The organism is Streptomyces sp. NPDC056734 (genome assembly GCF_042790455.1).
GTDB lineage: Bacteria > Actinomycetota > Actinomycetes > Streptomycetales > Streptomycetaceae > Streptomyces.
In genome coordinates this window covers 162,194-186,669 of sequence record NZ_JBHTZD010000018.1, presented here as the reverse complement: position 1 = coordinate 186,669, position 24,476 = coordinate 162,194, and the positions used below count along the sequence as shown (strand labels likewise).

Genomic DNA, 24,476 nt, shown 5'->3' with positions numbered 1-24,476 from the left:
GATCGACGAACGGAGTCGGGCACCATGGGCGAGCAGCAGCGGGTGCAGTTCCCGCAGGACGTCATCGACGAGTACGCGGCGCTCGGCGTCGACCTGCCCGCGCTGTTCTCCGCGGGACATCTCGGCCGGCGCATGGGCGTGGAGATCGTGGAGGCGTCGGCGGACCGCGTGGTCGGCACCATGCCGGTCGAGGGCAACACCCAGCCCTACGGACTCCTGCACGGCGGCGCGTCCGCGGTGCTCGCCGAGACCCTCGGCTCGGTCGGCGCCATGCTGCACGGCGGCAGCCGCAAGATCGCCGTCGGCGTCGACCTCAACTGCACCCACCACCGCGGCGCCCGCTCGGGCCTGGTCACCGGCGTGGCCACACCCGTCCACCGGGGCCGCTCGACAGCGACGTACGAGATCGCGATCACCGACGAGTCGGACCGCCGCGTGTGCACCGCCCGGCTGACCTGCCTGCTACGCGATGTGAACCCGGACGACGAGGAACGCGCCCGCACCGGCATCTGACATCCCCCGGGCACCCTCCCGAAACGCCCGCACCCCGGACCCCGCGCCCCGAAACCCCACACCCTGAAGCCGCGCCCCCACCCCCGTTGCTCCCCCGCACCCCGCCCCTTAGCTTCGGTGCATGGCAACGGGCCGGGGCAGAACAACAGCGGACCGCCCTCACGCGGCGGCGCCCCCCGCGCCGCCGCCGAGGGCCACCCCACCCGCCGGCCCCACCCCACCCCGCAGAACCACGGCGATCACCCTCACGCTGCTCACCGCCACCCTCCTCACCGGCTGCGCCACCCCCGCCCCGACCCCAGGGGTGACTTCCACCCCGGAGACCACCCCCGCCCCCACCCCACCCGCCGACCTCTGCGCCCGGCTCATCTCCCACTGGTCCCGTGAACTCCTCACCACGGACACCTACGGCGACTACCAGTCGATGGGTCTGTCCAATGGGCAATACGCCATTCTCATGGACGTCGTGGACGCCGCCCGGGCCGAACTGGAGCGCCAGGGCCGTGCCGCGGCCGAAGCGTTGCTGGACCGCCTGGCCGACGAGCGGTGTGCGGCGAGGTACCGCGACGGTAACCCGACCTCGGGGCCCTGGAGTTGACCGGCATCGGCCCCGTGGAACCCGGCGAAGGCACCCACGCCTGGGAGCCGCCCCCGACCCCACGGACGCCCGGCCACCGCCCCCGGCATGCCACCCGTCGCCGCCCCCGGCTCCTCGCCGCCACCCTCGCCACCGCCCTGACGGTGACCGCCGGCTACCTCTACGCCACCCGCCCCGAACCGCCCCCGCCGCCCGAGACGCCGTATCCCTCGCAGGTCACCGACCTGACGTACCTCGCCCCCGAGCACCCCGCCACCGAATCCGCGGCCTTCCGCTTCGCCGTGCTGGTGACCGTGCGTTCCGGCCCCGAGGTGACCGTGGCCGACATCGGCCAGCCCTACCCAGGACTTTCCTTGATCACGATTCCACGGACACCTTTCCCCACAACCACCGGAATGCCACGCAAGATCACTATTACCTTCACAGCAGCCGATTGCGGAAAAGTGCCACGGAACGCCGGACTCCCTTTCCTGGATGTAACTCTACGTAATGCGCGCGCAATAGAAGAACACAGTTTCATCCTGGGTGAGCGCTATGCGCAGGACCTCTCAGACGCCCTCCAAGCAGCCTGCGGCAACCCATCCGCGACATCACCAAATCACTAGAACACTCCTGATCGAGGGCTTCTGGTCCTGCACGTCTCACTATGCGGACGGGGCGAATCGGCTGGAATTCCATGCTTCCGCCCGGCCAGTACCGCTCTGCATTACGTCGTGTCATAACAAGAGAGTCACAGCATTGGTCAGATACTCCTCCACGTTCCCCGCACCCGCTTAGAGTCACCGCCAGTCACCGCGCCATCGGGATTCGACGCCATTCGGCGTCCGCTTCGGACCCAGCGCTCGACTCGGCTTCTTCCACCGGGAAGATCCGCGCCAGGGAAAGGACTGATCGTGCGTCAACGTTCGCTCATCGCCATGACCGCCGTACTGGCGGCGGGAGCGCTCACCCTCACCGCCTGCGGTTCGCGCGACGAGGGCAGCAGCTCCGACTCCGGCAGCGACGGCACCACCGTCGTCATCGGCGTCGACGCCCCGCTGACCGGCGACCTGTCCGCACTGGGTCTGGGCATCAAGAACTCCGTCGACCTCGCCATCAAAACCGCGAACAAGGACAACTACGTCGACGGCGTCACCTTCGAGATAGAAGCGCTCGACGACCAGGCACAGCCCTCCTCCGGCCAGCAGAACGCCACCAAGCTCGTCGCCGACAAGGACGTCCTCGGCGTCGTCGGCCCCCTCAACTCCTCCGTCGCCGAATCCATGCAGAAGGTCTTCGACGACGCCGACCTGGTCGAGGTCTCCCCCGCCAACACCAACCCCGCCCTCACCCAGGGCGCCGACTGGCAGACCAGCAAGGCCCGGCCCTACAAGTCGTACTTCCGCACCGCGACCACGGACGCCATCCAGGGCCCCTTCGCCGCGCAGTACCTCTTCAACGACGCCGGCAAGAAGAAGGTCTACGTCATCGACGACAAGAAGACCTACGGCGCCGGCCTGGCCGCCACCTTCTCCGCCGAGTTCGAAAAGCTCGGCGGCGAGATCGTCGGCACCGAACACATCGACCCCGAGACCAAGGACTTCTCCGCGGTCGCCACCAAGGTCAAGTCCTCCGGCGCCGACGTCGTCTACTACGGCGGCGAATACCCGCAGGCCGGCCCCCTCAGCAAGCAGATCAAGGCAGCCGGCGCCAACGTCCCCCTCGTCGGCGGCGACGGCATCTACAGCGCCGACTTCATCCAGCTCGCCGGCGCCGACGGCACCGGCGACCTCGCCACCTCCGTCGGCGCCCCCGTCGAAGAACTCCCCTCCGCAGAAGAGTTCGTCGCCAACTACGAGGCCGAGGGATACGCCGAAGCGTACGAGGCCTACGGCGGCTACTCCTACGACTCCGCCTGGGCCATCATCGAAGCCGTCAAGAAGGTCGTCGACGACAACGACGGCACCCTCCCCGACGACGCCCGCGCCCAGGTCACCGCAGCCATGCAGAACGTCTCCTTCGACGGCGTGACCGGCAAGGTCTCCTTCGACGAATTCGGCGACGCCACCAACAAGCAGCTCACCGTCTACTCCGTCGAGAACGGCGACTGGAGCGCCGTCAAGTCGGGCACCTACGAGGGCTGACCCAACCCGCACTCCCCACAACGAGCCGCGCGGGGCGCCGCACCACAGGCGCCCCGCGCGCACTCACTTCCGGACACCCCCGCCTCCGGACACTCTCGCTTCCGGGCACATTCCTCTCCGGTCACCCCACCCGACTCATCGACCCTCTCGGAGGACATGCGGTGAACGAACTGCCGCAGCAGCTGGTCAACGGCCTGCTACTGGGATCCATGTACGGCCTGATCGCCATCGGCTACACGATGGTCTATGGCATCGTCCAGCTCATCAACTTCGCCCACGGCGAGATCTTCATGGTGGGCGGCTTCGGCGCCCTCACCGTCTACCTCTACGTACTGCCCGACGGCACAACCATGTGGGTGGCCCTACCACTCATGCTCCTCGGCGGCATCATCGTCGCCGTCCTCACCGCCATGGGAGCGGAACGATTCGCCTACCGCCCCCTGCGCACCGCCCCACGACTCGCACCCCTCATCACCGCCATCGGCCTCTCACTCGCCCTCCAGCAAGCCGTCTGGGCCTGGTACCCCGACGCCCGCTCCGCCATCACCTTCCCCCAGATCAACGGCGGCCCCTTCGAAATCGGCAACGTCACCATCCAGACCGGTGACATCTTCCTCATCACCGCAGCCCCCATCAGCATGGCGATCCTCGCCTACTTCGTCATGAAGACCCGCACCGGACGCGGCATGCAAGCCACCGCACAAGACCCGGACACCGCCAAGCTCATGGGCATCAACACCGACCGCATCATCGTCGTCGCCTTCGCCCTCGGCGCCGCCTTCGCCGCCATCGGAGCCGTCGCCTACGGCCTCAAATACGGCGAAGTCCAATTCCGCATGGGCTTCATCCTCGGCCTCAAAGCCTTCACCGCAGCCGTCCTAGGCGGCATCGGCAACATCTACGGCGCCATGCTCGGCGGCCTCGTCCTCGGCGTCGCCGAAGCCCTCTCCACCGCCTACATCGCCGACATCCCCGGCATGGAACAGTTCGGCAGCCAGTCCTGGGCCAACGTCTGGGCCTTCGTACTCCTCATCCTCGTCCTCCTGTTCAGGCCCCAAGGCCTGCTCGGCGAGCGCGTCGCGGACAGGGCGTGATGCACCGATGACCACACACACCACCACACCCGAAACCCCGCGCAAAGCCACCACCGGCAAACACGCCGGCCTCATCAGCCTGCCCCCCACCCTCGGCCGCGCCCTCGCCACCGGCGGCGGCGCCCTCAGCATCATCTCCACCTTCCTCGCCTGGACCTGGACCAGCGACTTCCCCGGCGACCTCACCGTCTACGGCTACCCCGGCGGACTCCAGGTCCTCGTCCTCATCAGCGGCGCCCTCACCACCCTCTTCGGCCTCGCCTCCTACGGCATCAAAGGCCTCGACAAACTCACCCCCGCCAACGCCGACAGCGCCCTCAAACTCGCCGCACTCGGCACCTTCGCCACCGCCTGGTTCACCATCATCGCCATCAGCGTCCAACTCGGCGGCGCCGTCAACCTCGAACCCGGCGCCTACATCGCCGCCCTCACCACCCTCACCGCCGCCCTCGGCGCACTCGCCCTCCCCTTCCCCTGGCCCGAACGCGAACCGGCCGACCCCGAAGACAGCAACTGGGAACAACTCACCCACCACCTGCGCGGCACCACCGCCATCATCAAAGCCGCCTTCGTCACCGGCCCCATCACCCCAGCCCGCAAACTCCCCGGCTACGCCGAAATCCTCATCATCGTCGCCGCCCTCACCATCGGCCTCACCGTCTTCACCTACGGCATCGGCACCGAGTACGACGAACTCTTCATCGGCTTCCTCATCACCGCCGGCTTCGGCATCGCCGCCACCGCCAAAGCCGGACTCATCAACCGCGTCTCCGCCGTCACCACCAAACACCGCACCGTCACCATGCTCGGCGCATTCGTCGCCGCAGCCGCCTTCCCCTTCACCCAGTCCGACGACCAATACGCCACCATCGGCGTCTACATCCTCATCTTCGCCACCGTCGCCCTCGGCCTCAACATCGTCGTCGGCCTCGCCGGCCTCCTCGACCTCGGCTACGTCGCCTTCCTCGGAGTAGGCGCCTACACCGCCGCCATGGTCTCCGGCTCCCCCTCCTCACCCTTCGACATCCAACTCCCGTTCTGGCTCTCCGCCCTCCTCGGCGCCGCCGTCGCCATGGTCTTCGGCGTCATCATCGGCGCCCCCACCCTCCGGCTACGCGGCGACTACCTCGCCATCGTCACCCTCGGCTTCGGAGAAATCTTCCGCCTCGCCGTCCTCAACATGGACGGCACCTCCGGCCCCGACATCACCAACGGCTCCAACGGCATCTCCTCCATCCCCAACCTCAACATCCTCGGCTTCGACTTCGGCGAAGAACACACCATCGCCGGCTTCACCATCGCCCGCTTCGCCAACTACTTCCTGCTGATGCTCCTCATCACCCTCATCGTGGTGATCGTCTTCCAGCGCAGCAGCGACAGCCGCATCGGCCGCGCCTGGATCGCCATCCGCGAAGACGAAACCGCCGCCCTCGCCATGGGCATCAACGGCTTCCGCGTCAAACTCATCGCCTTCGCCCTCGGCGCCGCACTCGCCGGCCTCGCCGGCACCGTCCAAGCCCACGTCACCTACACCGTGACCCCCGAGCAATACCAATTCGCACACGTCGTACCACCCAACTCCGCCTTCCTGCTCGCCGCAGTCGTCCTCGGCGGCATGGGCACCATCAGCGGCCCCCTCGTCGGCGCCGCCCTCCTCTACCTCATCCCCGCCAAGCTCCAGTTCCTGGACGACCTCCAACTCTTCGCCTTCGGCCTCGCCCTCGTCCTCCTCATGCGCTTCCGCCCAGAAGGACTCATCCCCAACCGGCGCCGCCAACTCGAATTCCACGAAGAGACGGAAGCACCCACAGTCCTCAGCAAGGCAGGGGCCTGACCCATGACAACCCAGACCACCACCGGCCAGGCCGTCCTCGACGCCCGCGGAGTCACCATGCGCTTCGGCGGCCTCACCGCCGTCCGCAACGTCGACCTCCAAGTCAACACCGGCGAAATCGTCGGACTCATCGGCCCCAACGGCGCCGGAAAAACCACCTTCTTCAACTGCCTCACCGGCCTCTACATCCCCACCGAGGGAGAAGTCCGCTACCGAGGCACCGTCCTGCCACCCAAATCCTTCAAAGTCACCGCCGCAGGCATCGCCCGCACCTTCCAGAACATCCGCCTCTTCGCCAACATGACAGTCCTCGAAAACGTCCTCGTCGGCCGACACACCCGCACCCGAGAAGGCCTCTGGTCCGCCCTCCTCCGCGGCCCCGGATTCCACCGCGCCGAAGCCGCCTCCCGCGAACGCGCCATGGAACTCCTCGAATTCGTCGGCCTCGCCAACAAAGCCGAACACCTCGCCCGCAACCTCCCCTACGGCGAACAACGCAAACTCGAAATCGCACGAGCACTCGCCAGCGAACCCGGCCTCCTCCTCCTCGACGAGCCGACCGCCGGCATGAACCCCCAAGAAACCCGCACCACCGAAGAACTCGTCTTCGCCATCAGAGACAAAGGCATCGCCGTCCTCGTCATCGAGCACGACATGCGATTCATCTTCAACCTCTGCGACCGCGTCGCCGTCCTCGTCCAAGGCGAAAAACTCGTCGAAGGCGACAGCGCCACCGTCCAAGGCGACGAACGCGTCATCGCCGCCTACCTCGGCGAACCCTTCGAAGACGCACCCGGCGCCGCCGAACTCGCCGAAGTCGAAGCCGCGGAAGCCGCCGCCGACACCCCGCCGGCCAAGGAGAACGACCGATGACCGCACTCCTCGAAGTCGAAGACCTGCGCGTCGCCTACGGCAAAATCGAAGCCGTCAAAGGCATCTCCTTCACCGTCGAAGCCGGCGAAGTCCTCACCCTCATCGGCACCAACGGCGCCGGAAAAACCACCACCCTGCGCACCCTCTCCGGCCTGCTCAAACCGGTAGGCGGCCAGATCAAATTCAACGGCAAATCCCTCAAAAAAACCCCCGCCCACCAAATCGTCGCCCTCGGCCTCGCACACTCCCCCGAAGGCCGCCACATCTTCCCCCGCATGACCATCGAGGACAACCTCCGCCTCGGCGCATTCCTCCGCAACGACAAACCGGCCGTCGACAAAGACATACAGCGCGCCTACGACCTCTTCCCCATCCTCGGAGAACGCCGCAAACAAGCCGCAGGCACCCTCTCAGGCGGCGAACAGCAAATGCTCGCCATGGGCCGCGCACTCATGTCCCAACCCAAACTCCTCATGCTCGACGAACCCTCCATGGGACTCTCGCCGATCATGATGCAGAAAATCATGGCCACCATCGCCGAACTGAAATCCCAGGGCACGACCATCCTCCTGGTCGAACAGAACGCCCAGGCAGCCCTCTCCCTCGCCGACCACGGCCACGTCATGGAAGTCGGCAGCATCGTGCTCTCCGGCACCGGCCGAGACCTCCTGCACGACGAGTCGGTCAGAAAGGCCTACCTCGGCGAAGACTGACCCACCCACCCCTCGCACGAACACGACGAGGCCCGCGCCCCCCAGTCAAAAGGGACGCGGGCCTCGGCACGCTCAGCCCAGCGGAATCAGCCCTTCTCGCCCTTCGCCGCCTTCTTCTCCGCCGCATCCTCGATCACTGCCTCCGCGACCTGCTGCATCGACATCCGACGGTCCATCGACGTCTTCTGGATCCAGCGGAACGCGGCGGGCTCGTTCAGCCCGTACTCCGTCTGAAGAATCGACTTCGCCCGGTCCACCAGCTTCCGCGTCTCCAGCCGCTGGGAGAGGTCGGCGACCTCCTTCTCCAGCTCCTTCAGCTGCGTGTACCGCGAGACGGCCATCTCGATCGCCGGGACGACATCGCTCTTGCTGAACGGCTTGACCAGATAGGCCATGGCCCCGGCGTCCCGGGCCCGCTCCACGAGGTCCCGCTGGGAGAACGCGGTCAGCATGAGCACCGGGGCGATGGATTCCTCGGCGATCCGCTCGGCCGCCGAGATGCCGTCGAGCTTGGGCATCTTCACATCCAGGATGACCAGATCGGGCCGCAGCTCACGGGCCAGTTCCACCGCCTGCTCCCCGTCACCGGCCTCCCCGACGACCGAGTAGCCCTCCTCCTCCAGCATCTCTTTGAGGTCGAGCCGGATCAGGGCCTCGTCCTCGGCGATCACGACACGGGTCGTCAGCGGAGGCACGTGCGACTTGTCGTCGTCGGACACGTCTTGGGGCGACTCGGGGGCGGTCACGGGGGCTCCTCGTTCAGGGCAGGCAGATACTGCTGCCAAGAGCGTACCTAGCTGCGGTATGGTGGTGGCCCGAGGGGTAGCACATCTCCTTCCTTTCTAAGGCCCCAGTACTCCAACCGGTTAGAGAGGCCGCTCTCAAACAGCGGACAGTGTGGGTTCGAATCCCACCTGGGGCACTTTTCCTTCGATTCCAAGGTCACCTTAATAAGCGGATGTCCAAGTTCTCGTGAACATCCGCTTTTTGCTGCGTGTCGGCGGGATCGCTCTCACACAGTGTTCGTATGTACGACCTCAGCACGCGTAAGCGGGCCCTCAGCCTGGTAGCACAGGGACGGAGCCTCAACTCCGTAAGCAAGGAAACCGGCATCTCGCGCGCAGCCCTGCGCTCCTGGCAACAGCGTGTCCACCCTCTCCCACGCATGGGCCATGCAACATGCTCTTTATGTGGCCCGACAGCCGAACCGCCTGCCGACCGAGCGGCGTACAGCTACCTGCTCGGGCTTTACCTCGGAGACGGCTGTGTGAGCCCAACCACGAAGTCGGGCTACTACCTCCGGATCGCGTGCGCCGACGCGTGGCCCGGCCTCATCAGGGCTTGCGTCGCCGCCGTCGAAACCGTAAACCCCAGCAGCAAGTCGTGCCGGGTCCAAGCCGAGGGTTACACCTCGGTCGTCGGCTACAGCAAGCACTGGCCCTGCCTCTTCCCCCAACACGGTCCCGGCAAGAAACACGACCGCCGGATCGCCCTCGAACCCTGGCAGCAGGACATCGTCGACGCCCACCCCTGGGAGTTCATCCGGGGCCTCATCCACTCCGACGGCTGCCGGATCATGAACTGGACGACCCGCCTCGTCGCAGGTGAGCGGAAGCGCTACGAATACCCCCGGTACTTCTTCAGCAACAAGTCGGACGACATCCGGCGTATGTTCACCGACGCTCTCGACACAGTCGGTGTCGAATGGACCACCCTGGCACGCAACGGCGACCCGTTCAACATCTCCGTCGCCCGGAGGGCCTCCGTAGCGCTCATGGACGCTCACGTCGGGCCCAAGTACTGACCCGACCGGCGAGGTCAGCGCGTCGACTCGCCGATGTGGTGCACCCGCACCAGGTTCGTCGTCCCCGATTCCCCGGGCGGGGAGCCGGCCGTGATCACCACCGTGTCGCCCGGTGCGCAGCGGCCGTACCTGGTCAGGAGTTCGTCCACCTGGTCGACCATCGCGTCGGTGGAGTCGACGTGGGGGCCCAGGAACGTTTCGACGCCCCAGGTGAGGGTGAGCTGGGAGCGGGTGGCGGGGTCGGGGGTGAAGGCGAGGAGGGGGATCGGGGAGCGGTAGCGGGAGAGGCGGCGGGCGGTGTCGCCGGACTGGGTGAAGGCGACGAGGAATTTGGCGCCGAGGAAGTCGCCCATTTCGGCTGCGGCGCGGGCGACGGCGCCGCCCTGGGTGCGGGGTTTGTTGGCTTCTGTGAGGGGGGGCAGGCCCTTGGTCGGGAGGTCTTCTTCGGCCGCTGCGACGATCTTCGCCATGGTGCGGACGGTTTCGATGGGGTATTTGCCGACGCTGGTCTCGCCGGAGAGCATCACGGCGTCGGTGCCGTCGATGACGGCGTTGGCGACGTCGCTGGCTTCGGCGCGGGTGGGGCGGGAGTTGTCGATCATCGAGTCGAGCATCTGGGTGGCGACGATGACGGGTTTGGCGTTGCGTTTGGCGAGTTTGATGGCGCGCTTCTGGACGATCGGGACCTGTTCGAGGGGCATTTCGACGCCGAGGTCGCCGCGGGCGACCATGATGCCGTCGAAGGCGGCGACGATGTCGTCGATGGCCTCGACCGCCTGGGGTTTTTCGATCTTGGCGATCAGGGGGAGGCGGCGGCCTTCTTCGGCCATGATGCGGTGGACGTCGTCGGCGTCGCGTCCGCTGCGGACGAAGGAGAGGGCGATGACGTCGAGGCCGGTGCGCAGGGCCCAGCGGAGGTCTGCTTCGTCCTTGTCGGAGAGGGCGGGGACGGAGACGGCGACGCCGGGGAGGTTGAGGCCCTTGTGGTCGGAGACCATGCCGCCTTCGAGGACGGTGGTGTGGACGCGGGGGCCGTCGATGGCGGTGACCTGGAGGCAGACTTTGCCGTCGTCGACGAGGATGCGTTCGCCGGGGGTGACGTCGGTGGCGAGTCCTCGGTAGGTGGTGCCGCAGGTTTCGCGGTCGCCGGGGGTGTTGGTTTCGACGCTGATGGTGAAGGTGTCGCCGCGTTCGAGGAGTACGGGGCCTTCGGTGAAATGGCCGAGGCGGATCTTCGGGCCTTGAAGGTCGGCGAGGGTGCCGACGCTGCGGCCGGTCTCGTCGGCGGCTTTGCGGACGCGCCGGTAGCGTTCCTCGTGGTCGGCGTGGGTGCCGTGGCTGAGGTTGAAGCGGGCGATGTCCATTCCGGCTTCGACCAGGGCTTTGATCTGGTCGTACGAGTCGGTGGCGGGGCCCAGTGTGCAGACGATCTTTGCTCGGCGCATGTTTCGAGACTATTGCTTACCGGTGGGTAGAGAATTGGCCGGGCGTGACTACTCAACAACCTTTGAGTGAAGGGGTGTTGACAAGTTCTGAATTGTGCGCCGGGGTGCTCTGATGAGCATTCTTTGCTGGTTCGCGGTTCAGAGGCTCGGGGGGTTCATGGTGAAGCGGGCGTTGACGGTGGCGTAGACGTGCTGTCGTTGGGGTTCGAGGTCGAGGGGTGGGGTGGCGGCGTCCTCGGCTGTGGTGGTGTAGGCGGCGCTGCGCATGGCGCCGCCGACGGGGTGTGGAGGGGAGGCTTCGGCGCCGGTGTCGGCGAGTTCGACGAGGGCGGCGAGGGTGGTGCCGAGGGCGTCGGCGTATTCGCGGGCGCGTTGGACGGCTTCCTGGACTGCTTGGCGGCGGGCCTGGCGGTGGGCGGGTGAGTCGGGGCGCAGGGCCCACCAGGGGCCGTCGACGCGGGTGAGGTCGAGGTCGGCGAGGCGGGTGGTGAGTTCGCCGAGGGTGGTGAAGTCGGTGAGTTCGGCGGTGATGTGGACGGCGCCCTGGTAGGTGCGGATGTGTTCGCCGCGGCCGTGTTTGGTGAGGAGGGGGGTGATGGAGAGGGTGCCGGTTTCGATGTGTTCGACGGTGTCGCCGTAGGACCGGATGAGGTCGAGGGCGGTGGTGTTGCGGCGGGTGAGGTCGTCGAGGGCGGTGCGGCGGTCGCGGCCTCGGGCGGTGACGGTGATGCCGATGCGGGCGTATTCGGGGTCGACTTCGAGGTGGGCTTCGCCGCGGACGGCGATGCGGGGGGCGTCGGGGGTGCCGTAGGGGACGGGGGTGGGTGGGGTTGTCATGGGTTCACTGTGTCAGTTGGGGGGTGTTGCCAGGTGTTGCACAGGCGGGGTCATCGGATCGCAACCTGTCGGGTCTGTTGCGGGTGGTCATGTGCGGGTCAGAATCTACGCGCGTTACGTGAGTGTGTTCGGCCTGATGTGTGTGTTCGGGCCCGAGGAGAGGACGTGTCTCGATGAATCGCAGGACGTTTCTGGAGAGGTCGGCGGCGACGGGTGCGGGGGTGACGGTGGCCGGGGTGGCCGCCGCGCCGTCGGCGGGGGCGGCGGAGCAGAAGGGGCGGCCGGTGCGGCGCTATGCGTTCACGGTGATGGGTACGACGGATCTGCATGGCAATGTTTTCAACTGGGATTATTTCAAGGACGCGGAGTACGCGGACGCCCAGGGGAATGCGAAGGGGCTGGCGCGGATCGCGACGCTGGTGGCGCAGGTCCGTGAGGAGAAGGGGCGGGCGAACACGCTGTTGCTGGATGCGGGGGACACGATTCAGGGGACGCCGCTGACGTATTACTACGCGAAGGTGGAGCCGATCACCGCGAAGGGTGGTCCGGTGCATCCGATGGCGCAGGCGATGAATGCGATCGGGTATGACGCGGTGGCGTTGGGTAATCATGAGTTCAATTATGGGATCGAGACGCTGCGGAAGTTCGAGGAGCAGTGTGATTTTCCGCTGCTGGGTGCGAATGCGGTGGATGCGAAGACGTTGCGGCCTGCTTTTCCGCCGTATTTGATGAAGACGTTCCGGGTGTCGGGGGCGCCGTCGGTGAAGGTGGCGGTGCTGGGGTTGACGAATCCGGGGATCGCGATCTGGGACAAGGCGTTGGTGCAGGGGAAGCTGGCGTTTCCGGGGTTGGAGGAGCAGGCGGCGAAGTGGGTGCCGAAGTTGCGTTCGATGGGGGCGGATGTGGTGGTGGTGTCGGCGCATTCGGGGTCGTCGGGGTCGTCGTCGTACGGTGATCAGTTGCCGTATGTGGAGAATGCGGCGGCGAATGTGGCGCGGTTGGTGCCGGGGATCGATGCGATTCTGGTGGGGCATGCGCATGTGGAGATTCCGGAGCTGCGGGTGGTGAATGAGGCGACGGGGAAGGCGGTGGTGCTGTCGGAGCCGTTGTGTTATGCGGAGCGGTTGACGCTTTTTGATTTCGAGCTGGTGCTTGAGGGGGACAGTTGGCGGGTGGAGTCGGTGAAGGCGTCGCTGCGGAATTCGAATGCGGTGGCGGATGATCCGAAGATCGGCCGGTTGCTGGACGATGAGCACGCGAAGGTGGTGGCGTATGTGAATCAGGTGGTCGGTAGTGCGACCGAGACGCTGACCACGGTGGATGCCCGGTACAAGGATGCTCCGATCATCGATCTGATCAACAAGGTGCAGGAGGAGGTGGTGCGGGCGGCGGTGGCGGGCACGGAGTTCGCGGCGCTGCCGGTGTTGTCGCAGGCGTCGCCGTTCTCGCGGACGTCGGAGATTCCTGCGGGTGAGGTGACGATCCGGGATCTGTCGGGGCTGTATGTGTATGACAACACGTTGGTCGCGAAGGTGCTGACGGGTGCGCAGGTGCGGGCGTATCTGGAGTATTCGGCGGAGTATTTTGTGCAGGTGGCGCCGGGTGCTCCGGTGGATGTGGCGCAGTTGACGAATGCGAATGGCCGGCCGGATTACAACTATGACTATGTGTCGGGGTTGTCGTATGACATCGATATTGCGCAGCCGGTGGGGTCGCGGGTGCGGAATGTGATGTATGGCGGGGTGCCGTTGGATGATGCGGCGCGGTTTGTGTTTGCGGTGAACAATTATCGGGCGAACGGTGGCGGTGCCTTCCCGTATGTGGCGTCGGCGCCGGAGGTGTGGTCGGAGTCGACGGAGATCCGGACCCGGATCGCGGAGTGGGTGACTGCGAAGGGGGTGCTGGATCCGAGGGACTTCGCGTCGGTGGACTGGCGGCTGACGCGGGAGGGCACGCCGGTGTTCTGACGGGTTGTGGGGGTTGTGGGGTGTGCCGGCCTCGGATCCCGGTGTCAGGTTCCGTCCGTGAGGGGGGTGAGGGTGCGGGGGGTGCGGGCGGCCGGGATCTGGGGCTGGTGTTGTTCGAGGCCGAAGGTGGTGAAGGCGGTGCGGCGGGGCAGGGGGTAGGTCTCTTTGCCGGTGAGGGCGTTGAGGATGGTGGCGCTGCGCCAGGCGGCGAGTCCGAGGTCGGGGGTGCCGACGCCGTGGGTGTGGGTTTCGGCGTTCTGGACGTGGATGGCGCCGGTGATGGAGGGGTCGAGGACGAGGCGGAAGTCCTGGTCGATGCGGGGGCGTTCGCGGCTGTCGCGGCGTAGGTAGGGGTCGAGTCCGGCGAGGATGCGGTCGAGGGGGCGTTCGCGGTAGCCGGTGGCGAGGACGACGGCGTCGGTGGTGAGGCGGGAGCGGGTGCCCTGCTGTAGGTGTTCGAGGTGTAGTTCGATTTTGGTGGTGGCGATGCGGCCTGCGGTGCGGACGCGGACGCCGGGGGTGAGTACGGCGTCGGGCCAGCCGCCGTGGAGGGTGCGGCGGTACAGCTCGTCGTGGATGGCGGTGAGGGTGGCGGCGTCGATGCCTTTGTGGAGTTGCCATTGGGAGGCGATGAGGCCGTCGCGGACGGGTTCGGCGAGGGCGTGGAAGTAGCGGGTGTAGTCGGGGGTGAAGTGTTCGAGGCCGAGTTTGGAGTACTCCATGGGTGCGAAGGCCCCGGTGCGGCCGAGCCAGTGGAGTTGTTCGCGGCCGGTGGGGCGGTGGCGTAGCAGGTCGAGGAAGACTTCGGCGCCGGACTGGCCGGATCCGATGACGGTGATGTGGCCTGCGGTGAGCAGGGTTTCGCGGTGGTCGCGGTAGTCGGCGGCGTGCAGGACGGGTACGCCGGGGGCGTCGACGAGGGGGCGGAGCGGGTCGGGGACGTGGGGCTCGGTGCCGATGCCGAGGACGATGTTGCGGGTGTAGGTGCGGCCCGGGGTTTCGGCTTCGCCGTCGGTGTCGAGTCGGGTGTGGTCGACTTCGAAGACGTCGCGTTCGGGGTTCCAGTGGACGGCGTCGACCTGGTGGTGGAAGTGCAGTCCGGGGAGGCTCTCGGCGACCCAGCGGCAGTAGGCGTCGTATTCGGCGCGTTGGATGTGGAAGCGTTCGGCGAAGTAGAAGGGGTAGAGGCGGTCGCGGGCGCGGAGGTGGTTGAGGAAGGTCCAGGGGCTGGTGGGGTCGGCGAGGGTCACCAGGTCGGCGAGGAAGGGGACTTGGAGGGTGGTGCCGTCGATGAGGAGTCCGGGGTGCCAGTGGAAGGCGGGGCGCTGTTCGTAGAAGACGGCGTCGAGTTCGGCGAGGGGGTGGGCGAGGGCGGCGAGGGAGAGGTTGAGGGGGCCGATGCCGATGCCGACGAGGTCTCGGGGGGTGTCGGGGCCGGCGTTGTGGCTGGGGTTCGGGTGGGGGATTTCGGGGGTCATTCGGGGGTGTTTCCTTCCACCAGGGTCAGGAGGGCGGTCAGGTCGTCGGGGTGGGTGTGGGGGTTGAGGAAGGTGGCTTTGAGCCAGAGCCGGCCGTCGAGGTGGGCGCGGCCGAGGACTGCGCGGCCGGTGGTGAGGAGGTGGCGGCGCAGGGCGGCGAGGGTGGTGTCCGTGTGGGCCGTCGGGCGGAACAGGACCGTGCTGATCACCGGGTGGGCGTGGAGTTCGAAGCCGGGGTGCTGCTCGACCAGGTCGGCGAACTGGTGTGCGATGGCGCAGACCTGGTCGACGAGGGTGCCGAGGCCGGTGCGGCCGAGGGTTTTGAAGGTGACGGCGATCTTCAGGGCGTCGGGGCGGCGGCTGGTGCGCAGGGAGCGGCCGAGGAGGTCGGGTAGTCCGGCGTCGGTGTCGTCGGTGGCGTTGAGGTAGTCGGCGTGGTGGGTGAGGGCGGCGAGTTCGGCGGGGTCGCTGAGGGTGAGGGCGCCTGCGGCGAGGGGCTGCCAGCCGAGTTTGTGCAGGTCGAGGGTGATGGTGTGGGCGGCGTCTAGGCCGGTGAGCCGGTGGCGGTGGCGGTCGCTGAAGAGGAGTCCGCCGCCGTATGCGGCGTCGATGTGCAGTCGGGCGTGGTGGGCGCGGGTGCGGGCGGCGATCTCGGGGAGTGGGTCGATGAGTCCGGCGTCGGTGGTGCCTGCGGTGGCGGCGACGAGGTGGGGGCCGGGGTGGGTGGTGAGGGCCGCGTCGAGGGCGGTGGGTTCGAGGGTGCCGGTGGGGGCGGGTACGACGACGGGGTCGGGGAGGCCGAGCAGCCAGGCGGCGCGGGGCAGGGAGTGGTGGGCGTTGGCGCCGCAGACGAGTTGGAGGGCGCTGCCGTGGGTCTCGCGGGCGAGGAGCAGGGCGAGGAGGTTGGATTCGGTGCCGCCGGTGGTGATGAGGGCGTCGGCGGCGCCGGTCTCGCGGGCGAGGGCCTGGGTGACGAGGGTTTCCAGTTCGGAGGCGGCGGGGGCCTGGTCCCAGGAGTCGAGGGAGGGGTTGAGGATCGCGGCGGCGAGGTCGGCCGCGGAGGCGACGGCGAGCGGCGGGCAGTGCAGGTGTGCGGCGCACAGCGGGTCGGCGGGGTCGGCGGCGCCCTGGGCGAGGAGGCGTACCAGGTCGTGCAGGGCGTGGGGGTCGCCGACGTCGGGGAGCAGGTCGCCGACGGTGTCGCGTATGTGGGCGGCGATGGCCGCCGGGCCGCCTGCGGGGAGTGGGCCGCCGCGGGCTCGGTTTCCGATGTGGAGGGCGTCGAGGACGGTGTCGAGCAGTGGCCTCATGGCGTCGGGGCCGTGGGGGCCCGATGCCAGGGGTGGGGTGGGCATGGGTCCTCCGGGCGGGCAGCGGGGTTACAGCTTGGACGGGGGGTGCGCTGCCGCGCCCGGGAAGTACGGGATCGGACCCTAAAGGGGGTACGGGTGGGGTGGGTGGGGCCGGGGGACCGGATCGGGGTTCGGGTGGGGCCCGGTCGGTCGGGGGGCGGGTGGAGTCCCGATGAGGGTCCGGTCAGGGGCCGGGTCAGGGCCGGGCTGGGGTCCGGTCGGGGGGCGGGTCGAGCCCCGACCAGGATCCGGTCAGGGCCCGGGTCGGGCCCGGGCTGGGGTCCGGTCAGGCCCGGGCTGGGGTCCGGTCAGGCCCAGGCTGAGGTCCGGTCAGGCCCAGGCTGAGGTCCGGTCGGGGACGGGGTGGGTCAGGGTGGCCGGGGTCGGGTGTTACTCCTGGCCGGTGGTGCCTCGTACCTTCAGTGCGCGTTCCAGGTCGTCGAGTTGGTCGATGAGTTTGCGGCGCAGGGCGGGGGTGGGGTCGGCGTCGGCGAGGCAGGTTCGTCCGAGGCGGAGGGTTTCGGTGTCGACGGCGTGGACGGGGAAGGCCCAGCGGCCGGCGGCGTCGGCGATGGCGGGGCCGCGGCGGTGGGCGAGGGTGACGGCGTCCTGGAAGTAGCGGGGGACGTATTCCCGTAGCAGATCGGTCTGTTCGGGCTGCCAGAAGCCTTGGGCGGTGGCGTTGAAGAGGTAGTTGGAGAGGTCGTCGGTGGTGAACATGGCGGCCCAGGCGGTGTGTTTGGCGTCGGGGTCGGGGAGGGCGGCGCGGCAGCGGGCGGCGCCTTCCTGGCCGGTGGCGCTGGGGTCGCGGTCCAGTTCGGCGGCGATGGCCTGTTCGTCGGTGGCGCCGAGGACGGCGAGGCGGGCGAGGACGCGCCAGCGCAGTTCGGGGTCGAGTTCGGGTCCGCCGGGGACGCTGCCGTCGGCGAGCCAGGCGGCGAGGGTGTCGGGGTGGGTGGTGACGTCGATGAAGTGGCGTACGGCGATCAGGCGCAGGCCGGGGTGGGTGCCGTCCTCGGTGCGGCGGATGAGGTCGCGGCACAGGGCGCTGAGGGTGGCGAGGGCGGCGGGGCGGGCCTGGGGGGTGAGGTAGCGGTCGGTGATCTGGGTGCCGGCGAAGGAGAGGACGCCCTGTGCGAGGGCGAGGTCGGTTTCGCGTGGGAGGTGGGCGCGGGCGGTGTCCAGGTAGGCGGTGGGGGGGAGTTCGCCGTCGCGGACGGCGTCCCTGAGGGCGTTCCAGACGACCGCGCGGGTGATGGGTTCGGGGAGGCCGGAGAGGTGGGTGCGCAGGGTGGTGAAGGATGCGCGGTCGAAGCGGATCTTGGCGTAGGTGAGGTCTTCGTCGTTGAGGAGGAGCAGTGCGGGGCGTTTGCCGATGGGTTCGGGTTCGGTCTGGGGGATGTCGAGGTGGCGGCGGTCGCGCAGGGTGAGGCGGCCGTCGTCGTCGGCGAGGTCGAGGTCGTAGAGGCCGACGGCGATGCGGTGGGGGCGGGTGCCGGTGTGGTCGACGGTGAGGGTGCAGGTGCCGTGGTCGCCGCGGGTGACGTGGGGGGTGAGGGTGTCGACGCCGGTGGTGCGCAGCCAGGCGTCGGCCCAGGCGTGGACGTCCCGTTCGGTGGTGTGGGCGAGGGAGTCGATGAAGTCGGCGAGGGTGGCGTTGGCGAATTTATGCCGGTCGAAGTGGGTGTTGATGCCGGCGAGGAAGTCTTTTTCGCCGAGCCAGGTGACGAGTTGGCGCAGGGCGGAGGCGCCCTTGGCGTAGGAGATGCCGTCGAAGTTGAGCATCGCGGAGGCGGTGTCGGGGACGGCTTCGGGGGCGACGGGGTGGGTGGAGGGGCGTTGGTCGGCGTCGTAGCCCCAGCCTTTGCGGATGACGCCGAAGTCGGTCCAGGTGTCGGTGAAGCGGGTGGCTTCGATGAGGGTCTGGTAGCCCATGTACTCGGCGAAGGACTCGTTGAGCCAGATGTCGTCCCACCACTTGAGGGTGACGAGGTCGCCGAACCACATGTGGGCCATTTCGTGGGCGATGACCATGGCGCGGGTCTGGCGTTCGGTGTCGGTGACAGCGGAGCGGTAGACGAAGTCGTCGCGGAAGGTGACGAGGCCGGGGTTCTCCATGGCGCCGGCGTTGAATTCGGGGACGAACGCCTGGTCGTAGGAGTCGAAGGGGTAGGGTTCCGCGAATTTCTCGTGGTAGCGGTCGAAGCACTGGCGGGTGATGTCGAGGAGTTCGTCGGCGTCCTGATCCAGGTGGGGGGCCAGGGAGCGGCGGCAGTGGATGCCGAAGGGCAGGCCGCGGTGTTCGGTGCGTACGGTGTGCCAGGGGCCGGCGGCGACGGCGACGAGGTAGGTGGAGATGGGCGGGGTGGTGGCGGCTCGCCAGTGGCCTTCGTGCTGTTGTTCGGTGATGCCGTTGGAGAGGACGGTCCAGCCTTCGGGGGCGGTGACCGTGAGGTCGAAGACGGCTTTGAGGTCGGGCTGGTCGAAGGCGGCGAAGACGCGCTGTACGTCGTCCATGAAGAGCTGGGTGTAGACGTAGGTCTCGTCGTCGCTGGGGTCGGTGAAGCGGTGCATGCCTTCGCCGGTGCGTGAGTAGCGCATGCGGGCGTCGATGTGCAGTTCGTGGTCGCCCGCGGTGAGGTTTTGCAGGGGCAGCCGGTTGCCGTTGAGGGTGTCCGGGTCGAGGGGGTGTCCGTCGAGGGTGACCGAGCGCAGCTCGGCGGGCTTCAGCTCGACGAAGGTGTCCGCGTCCGTGCGGGCGCTGAACCGGATCAGGGTACGGGAGTCGAAGGTGTCGTCCCCGGTGGTCAGGTCGAGGTCGATGGCGTACCGCTGGACGTCGAGGAGCTGTGCACGGGTCTGCGCTTCGTCGCGCGTGAGAACGGACATGAACGCCATGCTGCCCGATGGGTCTGACATCGCACAGGGGCGGTCCGGTTCGTGCTCGGATCGCGACCTGGGTGGGCGGAGGGGGTTCAGGGGTCTGACTTGAGGTGGGGCGGCGGTCCGACCGGACGTGGTCAGGAAGTCCGACCGGGACTCTGACCGGAGGTGGTCAGGGACTCTGACCGGACGTGGTCAGGGAGTCCGACCGGAGGTGGGCGTGGCGGTCAGGCGAAGGTGGCCCGTGGGATGTCCCGTTGGGTGGGGACGCGGGTGGGGCGGGGGCGTTCGCGGGACGCGCTCTGGCGGGGGCGCGGGGCGCACAGTTCGCGGAGTTCGCGTATTTCGCGCTCCTGTGCGCGGTGGCGGGCGTGGGCGTCGTAGAGGTAGCGGACCTTGTTGCGCAGGGCCCAGGGGTCGATGGGTTTGACCAGGAGGTCGGCGACGCCGAGGTCGTAGGCGGCCGTGGTCAGTTCGTGGTCGGGGTCGAGGCCGGTGAGCAGGACGACGGGGATGTGCTGGGTCTGTTCGAGGCGGCGCAGATAGCGCACGACCTCCAGGCCGTCCGCGCCGGGTGTGCGCACGTCGAGCAGCAGGAGGCCGATCCCGCCGCGCAGTACCTGTTTGAGTGCCTCGTCGCCGCTGGTGGCCTGGGCCAGTGGGCGGTCGAGCGGGGCGAGCGCGCTCTCCAGGGCGTACAGCGTGTCCTTGTGGTCGTCGACGACGAGGATCCTGGCTTCCGACTCCATGGCCGGACCTCCCCTCCACCTGGGTTCCCACCCTATGCGTCCGGAGCCTACGGGGAGTGCTCGTCGGTTGACGAGGAGTACTCGATGAGAAAGTCTCCCGCGCGGGTGCGCGGCACTCCCCGGGGCACGGGGTCCGGTCGGCTGGTGGTTCCGGCCGGTCAGCGGGGCGTTGAGTGGTGGTTTGCGACGGTGTCCTCGGCGATGCCCTCATGGTGGCGGATCACTTCGGCGATGATGAAATTGAGAAACTTCTCAGCGAATGCCGGGTCGAGTTTGGCGTTCTCGGCGAGGGCTCTGAGCCGCTCGATCTGCCGGCCCTCGCGCGCCGGGTCGGCGGGCGGCAGCTGGTGCCGGGCCTTGAGGTGGCCCACCTGCTGGGTGCACTTGAAGCGTTCGGCGAGCATATGGACGACTGCCGCGTCGATGTTGTCGATGCTGTCGCGCAGCCGGTCGAGTTCCTCGCGCACGGCGGGGTCGACGTCTCCGGTACCGGTGTAGCTGGTGGTCATGGGCGACCACCCTACGTGTCGGGGGTGGGGTGACGGCGGGGCATACGGGGATCGTCCCAGGGTGCGGACAGAAGGTGTCTCAGGATCCGATGTGGTCGGGCTTCAGCGCTGATCGGGGGGCCTGGTTCGGGGCCTGCTCGGGGGCCTCGTCAGGGGCCTGGTCGGGTGCGGGGTGGTCGGGCACGCGCGCGAGGGGCTTGTGGAAGTGGACGTCCTGGTGGCCGCCGGGGACGCCGTCGATCCTTCCGGTCTCCCGGAAGCCGAGCGCGGCGTAGAAGCCGGGGGCCTGGAAGGTGTACGTGGAGACGGTCAGGTCGGTGCAGCCGCGCCGTAGGGCTTCCTCCTCGGCCGCCCGCATGAGCCGGGTTCCCCAGCCCTCGTGGCGCCGGTCCGCGCGCACCCACAGCATGTCCACGGAGCACAGGCCGCCCCAGAACCAGCCGGTGAGCCCGCCGATCCGGGTGCCGTCGGCCGGGTCGGTGACGGTGACGGAGAAGTCCTCGGGCAGGGGGACGGCGGTGGCCCGGGTGTTGAAGGCGGTCAGTTCGTCGTCGAGCCACTGCTGGAGGTCGTCGTCGGGGCCGCCTACGCGCGGTACGGGCCCGGTGGGGGGCTCGGCGGAGGGCTCGGTGGGCGGTTCGGGGGTCACGGGCCGACCGTAGCCGCGGGGGCGGCAGCCGGGCATCCGGTTTTTCCCGCCGTACAGTGGAATCGGGTGGTTCACGGCGTCATGGGGGTACGGGCGTGGCGAACGACGGGCCGGTCGAGCACGGATTCCCGCATCTGGAGACGGTGCGGGCGGCCATCACGGCGCTGTACAGGAGGCTGTCGTACGACACGATCCAGACGTTCTCGGCCAGTGTGGTGCCGGCTGATGTGGCGTTCGCCGACGCGGACGATCTGTATCTGGGCGCGCAGCGGGTGGCGCGCGAGATCGTGCGGCACTACCGGTTGCCGGATGCCCGGCTGATCGTCGCGTTCCGTGCGATGCGGCATGCCGCGAACATCGAGCTGACGGCCGGTCCGGAGTATTTCGTGGAGCTGAACGACCGGTTCCGTACGCATCGGCGGGACATCGGCGCCGCGCTGGCGCACGAGGCGATGCATGTGTATCTGCATCGGCTGGAGCTGGCGTTCCCCGGCACGCGGGACAACGAGATCCTGACGGACACGGCGGCGGCCTATCTGGGCGCCGGGTGGCTGCTGCTGGACGCCTATCGGGAGGATGCGGCGTCCTCCCAGAAGCTGGGCTATCTCACGCCTGAGGAGTTCGGTTACGTCCTGGCGAAGCGTGCCCTGGTGTTCGGGGAGGATCCGTCGCCCTGGTTCACCAGCGCGCAGGCGTACACGGCGTATGGGAAGGGCATGGCGCGGGCGCGTCGGGACGGGGAGCAGCCTCCGCTGACGGCGGCGGGCTGGGCGGGCCGCCGCCGTTATGCGCGCGACCGGCGACACGCCCAGGATCACGCCATGGCCGACGCGCATGGCGTGTCGTACGCCTTCTCCGGCCCGGATCCGCTGCGTGTGTCGTTCCCGTGCCCGACCTGCCATCAGCGGATCCGGGTGCCGGTACGGGGGCGGGTGCGGGCGCGGTGTGGGTTGTGCGGGACGGTGCTGGAGTGTGACACGTAGGGGGTGGGTTCACACCGGCGCCATCGGCAGCGGCAGCTCAGCGCCGCCCCTCTCCACCCCTCAGCTCCTCCTCCCCCAGCCCCCGCGCCCCCGTGACCCCCACCGCCCCCTCACCCTCACCCGCACGCCCCGCCCGCTGCTCCGCGTACTCCCCCGGCGTCGGCTTCGGCACCTGGGTGTCCGGGCCGAACATGCCCCGGGCCAGCCGCGCCCGTACCCGCTGGGAGACGCGGACCCGTCGCCGTACCCCTCCGGCGTCGGACGGCGGCCCGATCTCGTAGGGCTGGGGCTGCTCGTGCTGGGTGAGGGCGTACAGCTCGGCCTGCGGCAGTGGCTCATGGACCTCGATGAACTCGCCGTGCGGGAGGCGGGTGATGGTGCCGGTCTCCCTGCCGTGCAGCACCTTGTCGCGGTCGCGGTGCTGGAGGGCGAGGCAGACCCGTTTGGTGACGTAGAAGGCGAGGACGGGAGCGACGAAGAACGCGATCCGGACGAACCAAGTGATGGAGTTGATGGACAGATGCAGATGGGTGGCCACGATGTCGTTGCCGCCGCCGATGAGCAGCACGGCGTAGAGGGTGAGCCAGGCGACGCCGAGGGCGGTGCGGACGGGGGCGTTGCGCGGCCGGTCCAGGAGATGGTGTTCACGGCGGTCGCCGGTGATCCACGCCTCGACGAAGGGGTGGACGCCGATGGCGAGCAGGATCAGCGGGAACAGCGAGAACGGGATGAAGACGCCGAGGACGAGGGTGTGGCCCCAGAGGTTGATCTCCCATCCCGGCATCACCCGGATCAGTCCCTCGGAGAAGCCGAGGTACCAGTCGGGCTGGGCGCCGGTGGTGACCAGGTCGGGGCGGTAGGGACCGAACGCCCAGACGGGGTTGATCTGGGCGATGCCGCCCATGAGCGTGAGTACGCCGAAGACCAGGAAGAAGAATCCGCCCGCCTTCGCCAGGTAGACCGGCAGGAAGGGCATGCCGACCACGGACTCCCGCTTCTTGCCGGGACCGGGGTACTGGGTGTGCTTGTGGTGGACGATCAGGATCAGATGGGCGGCGACCAGCCCCAGCATGATCCCCGGCAGCAGCAGCACATGGATCGGGAAGAACCGCGAAATGATGTCGTGCCCCGGGAACTCCCCGCCGAACAGGAAGAAGGAGAGATACGTCCCGACGATGGGGAGGGACAGAATGGCGCCCTGCGCGAAGCGGACGCCGGTCCCGGAGAGCAGGTCGTCGGGGAGGGAGTAGCCGGTCAGGCCGGTGATGATGCCGAGGAAGAGCAGCGTCCAGCCGAACAGCCAGTTGATCTCGCGGGGCTTGCGGTAGGCGCCGGTGAAGAACACCCGCATCATGTGCACCAGCATGCCGGTGACGAAGACCAGCGCGGCCCAGTGGTGGATCTGACGGATCAGCAGCCCGCCGCGTACGTCGAAGCTGATGGCCAGGGTGGACTCGAAGGCGCGGGTCATCAGGACGCCGTTGAGCGGTTCGTAGGAGCCGTCGTACACCACCTCGGCCATGCTGGGCTCGAAGAACAGGGTCAGATAGACGCCGGTGAGGATGAGGACGACGAAGCTGTAGAGGCAGATCTCGCCGAGCAGGAAGGAGGGGTGGTCGGGGAACGCCTTGCGCATGTTGGCCTTGGCGAGACCGTAGAGACCGAGCCGTCCGTCGGCCCAGTCGGCGAGCCGCTCACCGCGCGGGACGGTTCCCCCGCGTCCTCCGCGTCCGCCGCGTTCTCCGCGTTCTCCGCGTCCCTCTCGTCCCCCGCGCCCCTCGGCTCCGGAACCGGCGCCCGCAGCGCCACCGCTGTCCGGTCGCGCGCCGCCCATGCCGTCGCCTCCCCGTCGGATGCCCTCAGCGTGGCACGGGCCCCGATGCCGGGCCAGAGGTGTCGGCAAGCGGGTGAGCGCAAGCGGGTGAGCGGGTGAGCGCCCCGCTCGGACGGGCGGCACAAGAGGCACACGAGCGGCGTACAAGAGGGGAACACAAGAGGCGGCGCCTGCCCAGGTCCGGTCGGGGACGAGGCAGACGCCGTCTGCGGGTGGTCGGGGGGACATCCCTGGAGCG

General features: G+C 68.5%; 21 protein-coding genes and 1 tRNA gene. 12 read left to right on the top strand and 10 right to left on the bottom strand.

The annotated features are described in order from the left end of the window. Positions 1-24 precede the first annotated feature (24 nt). The 8 genes from ACFRFC_RS27030 to ACFRFC_RS26995 all read left to right on the top strand — a co-directional run bounded on the left by ACFRFC_RS27030 (position 25) and on the right by ACFRFC_RS26995 (position 7,748). Positions 25-513 (top strand): PaaI family thioesterase, encoded by a 489-nt coding sequence (locus ACFRFC_RS27030; protein WP_382688609.1) that lies wholly within the window; start codon positions 25-27, stop codon positions 511-513. Between the two features lie 121 nt (positions 514-634). After that, the gene (locus tag ACFRFC_RS27025; RefSeq protein WP_382688612.1) at positions 635-1,111 is read left to right on the top strand and encodes a hypothetical protein; all 477 of its coding nucleotides are present in this window, start codon (positions 635-637) and stop codon (positions 1,109-1,111) included. A gap of 143 nt (positions 1,112-1,254) precedes the next feature. Next, positions 1,255-1,716 (top strand): Tat pathway signal sequence domain protein, encoded by a 462-nt coding sequence (locus ACFRFC_RS27020; RefSeq protein ID WP_382688615.1) that lies wholly within the window; start codon positions 1,255-1,257, stop codon positions 1,714-1,716. 288 nt (positions 1,717-2,004) lie between these two features. Beyond that, positions 2,005-3,234: a branched-chain amino acid ABC transporter substrate-binding protein gene (locus ACFRFC_RS27015; RefSeq protein ID WP_382688618.1), complete on the top strand. Its 1,230-nt coding sequence runs from the start codon at positions 2,005-2,007 to the stop codon at positions 3,232-3,234. Positions 3,235-3,395: 161 nt separating this feature from the next. Beyond that, positions 3,396-4,328 (top strand): branched-chain amino acid ABC transporter permease, encoded by a 933-nt coding sequence (locus tag ACFRFC_RS27010; RefSeq protein ID WP_382688621.1) that lies wholly within the window; start codon positions 3,396-3,398, stop codon positions 4,326-4,328. A 7-nt stretch (positions 4,329-4,335) separates the two neighbouring features. Beyond that, positions 4,336-6,162, top strand: a complete 1,827-nt coding sequence (locus tag ACFRFC_RS27005) for a branched-chain amino acid ABC transporter permease (RefSeq protein WP_382688623.1) — start codon at positions 4,336-4,338, stop codon at positions 6,160-6,162. A gap of 3 nt (positions 6,163-6,165) precedes the next feature. Beyond that, positions 6,166-7,035, top strand: a complete 870-nt coding sequence (locus tag ACFRFC_RS27000; protein WP_382688624.1) for an ABC transporter ATP-binding protein — start codon at positions 6,166-6,168, stop codon at positions 7,033-7,035. Then, positions 7,032-7,748 carry an ABC transporter ATP-binding protein gene (locus ACFRFC_RS26995; protein ID WP_382688627.1) on the top strand — a complete coding sequence of 239 codons (717 nt, stop codon included), beginning with the start codon at positions 7,032-7,034 and terminating at the stop codon, positions 7,746-7,748. Before ACFRFC_RS27000 ends, ACFRFC_RS26995 begins: the two co-directional genes overlap by 4 nt. 86 nt (positions 7,749-7,834) lie before the next feature. Here ACFRFC_RS26995 and ACFRFC_RS26990 read toward each other — a convergent pair whose 3' ends face one another. Then, positions 7,835-8,494 (bottom strand): ANTAR domain-containing response regulator, encoded by a 660-nt coding sequence (locus ACFRFC_RS26990; protein WP_382688630.1) that lies wholly within the window; start codon positions 8,492-8,494, stop codon positions 7,835-7,837. A gap of 101 nt (positions 8,495-8,595) precedes the next feature. Here ACFRFC_RS26990 and ACFRFC_RS26985 point away from each other — a divergent pair. Continuing rightward, positions 8,596-8,670 (top strand) — tRNA-Leu (locus ACFRFC_RS26985). 105 nt (positions 8,671-8,775) lie between these two features. Continuing rightward, on the top strand, positions 8,776-9,552 hold the full coding sequence (locus tag ACFRFC_RS26980; RefSeq protein ID WP_382688633.1) for a transcriptional regulator: 777 nt from the start codon (positions 8,776-8,778) through the stop codon (positions 9,550-9,552). Positions 9,553-9,566: 14 nt separating this feature from the next. On the opposite strand, the gene pyk is transcribed toward ACFRFC_RS26980, so the two are convergent. Next, positions 9,567-10,997: a pyruvate kinase gene (pyk, locus tag ACFRFC_RS26975; protein WP_382688636.1), complete on the bottom strand. Its 1,431-nt coding sequence runs from the start codon at positions 10,995-10,997 to the stop codon at positions 9,567-9,569. Between the two features lie 138 nt (positions 10,998-11,135). Continuing rightward, positions 11,136-11,834, bottom strand: a complete 699-nt coding sequence (locus tag ACFRFC_RS26970; RefSeq protein ID WP_382688639.1) for an SIMPL domain-containing protein — start codon at positions 11,832-11,834, stop codon at positions 11,136-11,138. A 173-nt stretch (positions 11,835-12,007) separates the two neighbouring features. On the opposite strand from ACFRFC_RS26970, the gene ACFRFC_RS26965 reads away from it, so the two are divergent. Next, entirely contained in the window at positions 12,008-13,801 is a 1,794-nt protein-coding gene (locus ACFRFC_RS26965; protein ID WP_382688641.1) for a bifunctional metallophosphatase/5'-nucleotidase, read from the top strand. Positions 13,802-13,845: 44 nt separating this feature from the next. Here ACFRFC_RS26965 and ACFRFC_RS26960 read toward each other — a convergent pair whose 3' ends face one another. The 6 genes from ACFRFC_RS26960 to ACFRFC_RS26935 all read right to left on the bottom strand — a co-directional run bounded on the left by ACFRFC_RS26960 (position 13,846) and on the right by ACFRFC_RS26935 (position 21,421). Further along, on the bottom strand, positions 13,846-15,279 hold the full coding sequence (locus ACFRFC_RS26960; RefSeq protein ID WP_382688644.1) for a lysine N(6)-hydroxylase/L-ornithine N(5)-oxygenase family protein: 1,434 nt from the start codon (positions 15,277-15,279) through the stop codon (positions 13,846-13,848). Next, positions 15,276-16,634, bottom strand: coding sequence for a pyridoxal phosphate-dependent decarboxylase family protein (locus ACFRFC_RS26955; RefSeq protein WP_382688646.1), 1,359 nt, complete (start codon positions 16,632-16,634; stop codon positions 15,276-15,278). Before ACFRFC_RS26955 ends, ACFRFC_RS26960 begins: the two co-directional genes overlap by 4 nt. 387 nt (positions 16,635-17,021) lie before the next feature. Then, positions 17,022-19,520, bottom strand: a complete 2,499-nt coding sequence (gene pepN / locus ACFRFC_RS26950; RefSeq protein ID WP_382688649.1) for an aminopeptidase N — start codon at positions 19,518-19,520, stop codon at positions 17,022-17,024. A gap of 221 nt (positions 19,521-19,741) precedes the next feature. Beyond that, positions 19,742-20,263 carry a two-component system response regulator gene (locus ACFRFC_RS26945; protein WP_382688651.1) on the bottom strand — a complete coding sequence of 174 codons (522 nt, stop codon included), beginning with the start codon at positions 20,261-20,263 and terminating at the stop codon, positions 19,742-19,744. Between the two features lie 158 nt (positions 20,264-20,421). Then, positions 20,422-20,772 carry a chorismate mutase gene (locus tag ACFRFC_RS26940; protein WP_382688654.1) on the bottom strand — a complete coding sequence of 117 codons (351 nt, stop codon included), beginning with the start codon at positions 20,770-20,772 and terminating at the stop codon, positions 20,422-20,424. A 79-nt stretch (positions 20,773-20,851) separates the two neighbouring features. Next, on the bottom strand, positions 20,852-21,421 hold the full coding sequence (locus tag ACFRFC_RS26935; protein ID WP_382688657.1) for a GNAT family N-acetyltransferase: 570 nt from the start codon (positions 21,419-21,421) through the stop codon (positions 20,852-20,854). A 95-nt stretch (positions 21,422-21,516) separates the two neighbouring features. Here ACFRFC_RS26935 and ACFRFC_RS26930 point away from each other — a divergent pair, with 95 nt between their 5' ends. Next, positions 21,517-22,404: a hypothetical protein gene (locus ACFRFC_RS26930; protein WP_382688659.1), complete on the top strand. Its 888-nt coding sequence runs from the start codon at positions 21,517-21,519 to the stop codon at positions 22,402-22,404. Positions 22,405-22,441: 37 nt separating this feature from the next. On the opposite strand, the gene ACFRFC_RS26925 is transcribed toward ACFRFC_RS26930, so the two are convergent. Further along, positions 22,442-24,238 carry a cytochrome bc complex cytochrome b subunit gene (locus tag ACFRFC_RS26925; RefSeq protein ID WP_382688661.1) on the bottom strand — a complete coding sequence of 599 codons (1,797 nt, stop codon included), beginning with the start codon at positions 24,236-24,238 and terminating at the stop codon, positions 22,442-22,444. Between the last annotated feature and the right edge of the window lie 238 nt (positions 24,239-24,476).

Bases quoted from the DNA above. Each gene is read 5' to 3' on its own strand.
- ACFRFC_RS27025 (WP_382688612.1), top strand. From the start codon at position 635: ATGGCAACGGGCCGGGGCAGAACAACAGCGGACCGCCCTCACGCGGCG.
- ACFRFC_RS26960 (WP_382688644.1), bottom strand. From the start codon at position 15,279: ATGACCCCCGAAATCCCCCACCCGAACCCCAGCCACAACGCCGGCCCC.
- pyk (WP_382688636.1), bottom strand. From the start codon at position 10,997: ATGCGCCGAGCAAAGATCGTCTGCACACTGGGCCCCGCCACCGACTCG.
- ACFRFC_RS26940 (WP_382688654.1), bottom strand. From the start codon at position 20,772: ATGACCACCAGCTACACCGGTACCGGAGACGTCGACCCCGCCGTGCGC.
- ACFRFC_RS27005 (WP_382688623.1), top strand. From the start codon at position 4,336: ATGACCACACACACCACCACACCCGAAACCCCGCGCAAAGCCACCACC.
- ACFRFC_RS27030 (WP_382688609.1), top strand. From the start codon at position 25: ATGGGCGAGCAGCAGCGGGTGCAGTTCCCGCAGGACGTCATCGACGAG.
- pepN (WP_382688649.1), bottom strand. From the start codon at position 19,520: ATGTCCGTTCTCACGCGCGACGAAGCGCAGACCCGTGCACAGCTCCTC.
- ACFRFC_RS26980 (WP_382688633.1), top strand. From the start codon at position 8,776: ATGTACGACCTCAGCACGCGTAAGCGGGCCCTCAGCCTGGTAGCACAG.
- ACFRFC_RS26955 (WP_382688646.1), bottom strand. From the start codon at position 16,634: ATGCCCACCCCACCCCTGGCATCGGGCCCCCACGGCCCCGACGCCATG.
- ACFRFC_RS26925 (WP_382688661.1), bottom strand. From the start codon at position 24,238: ATGGGCGGCGCGCGACCGGACAGCGGTGGCGCTGCGGGCGCCGGTTCC.
- ACFRFC_RS26965 (WP_382688641.1), top strand. From the start codon at position 12,008: ATGAATCGCAGGACGTTTCTGGAGAGGTCGGCGGCGACGGGTGCGGGG.
- ACFRFC_RS26995 (WP_382688627.1), top strand. From the start codon at position 7,032: ATGACCGCACTCCTCGAAGTCGAAGACCTGCGCGTCGCCTACGGCAAA.
- ACFRFC_RS26945 (WP_382688651.1), bottom strand. From the start codon at position 20,263: ATGGAGTCGGAAGCCAGGATCCTCGTCGTCGACGACCACAAGGACACG.
- ACFRFC_RS27000 (WP_382688624.1), top strand. From the start codon at position 6,166: ATGACAACCCAGACCACCACCGGCCAGGCCGTCCTCGACGCCCGCGGA.
- ACFRFC_RS26970 (WP_382688639.1), bottom strand. From the start codon at position 11,834: ATGACAACCCCACCCACCCCCGTCCCCTACGGCACCCCCGACGCCCCC.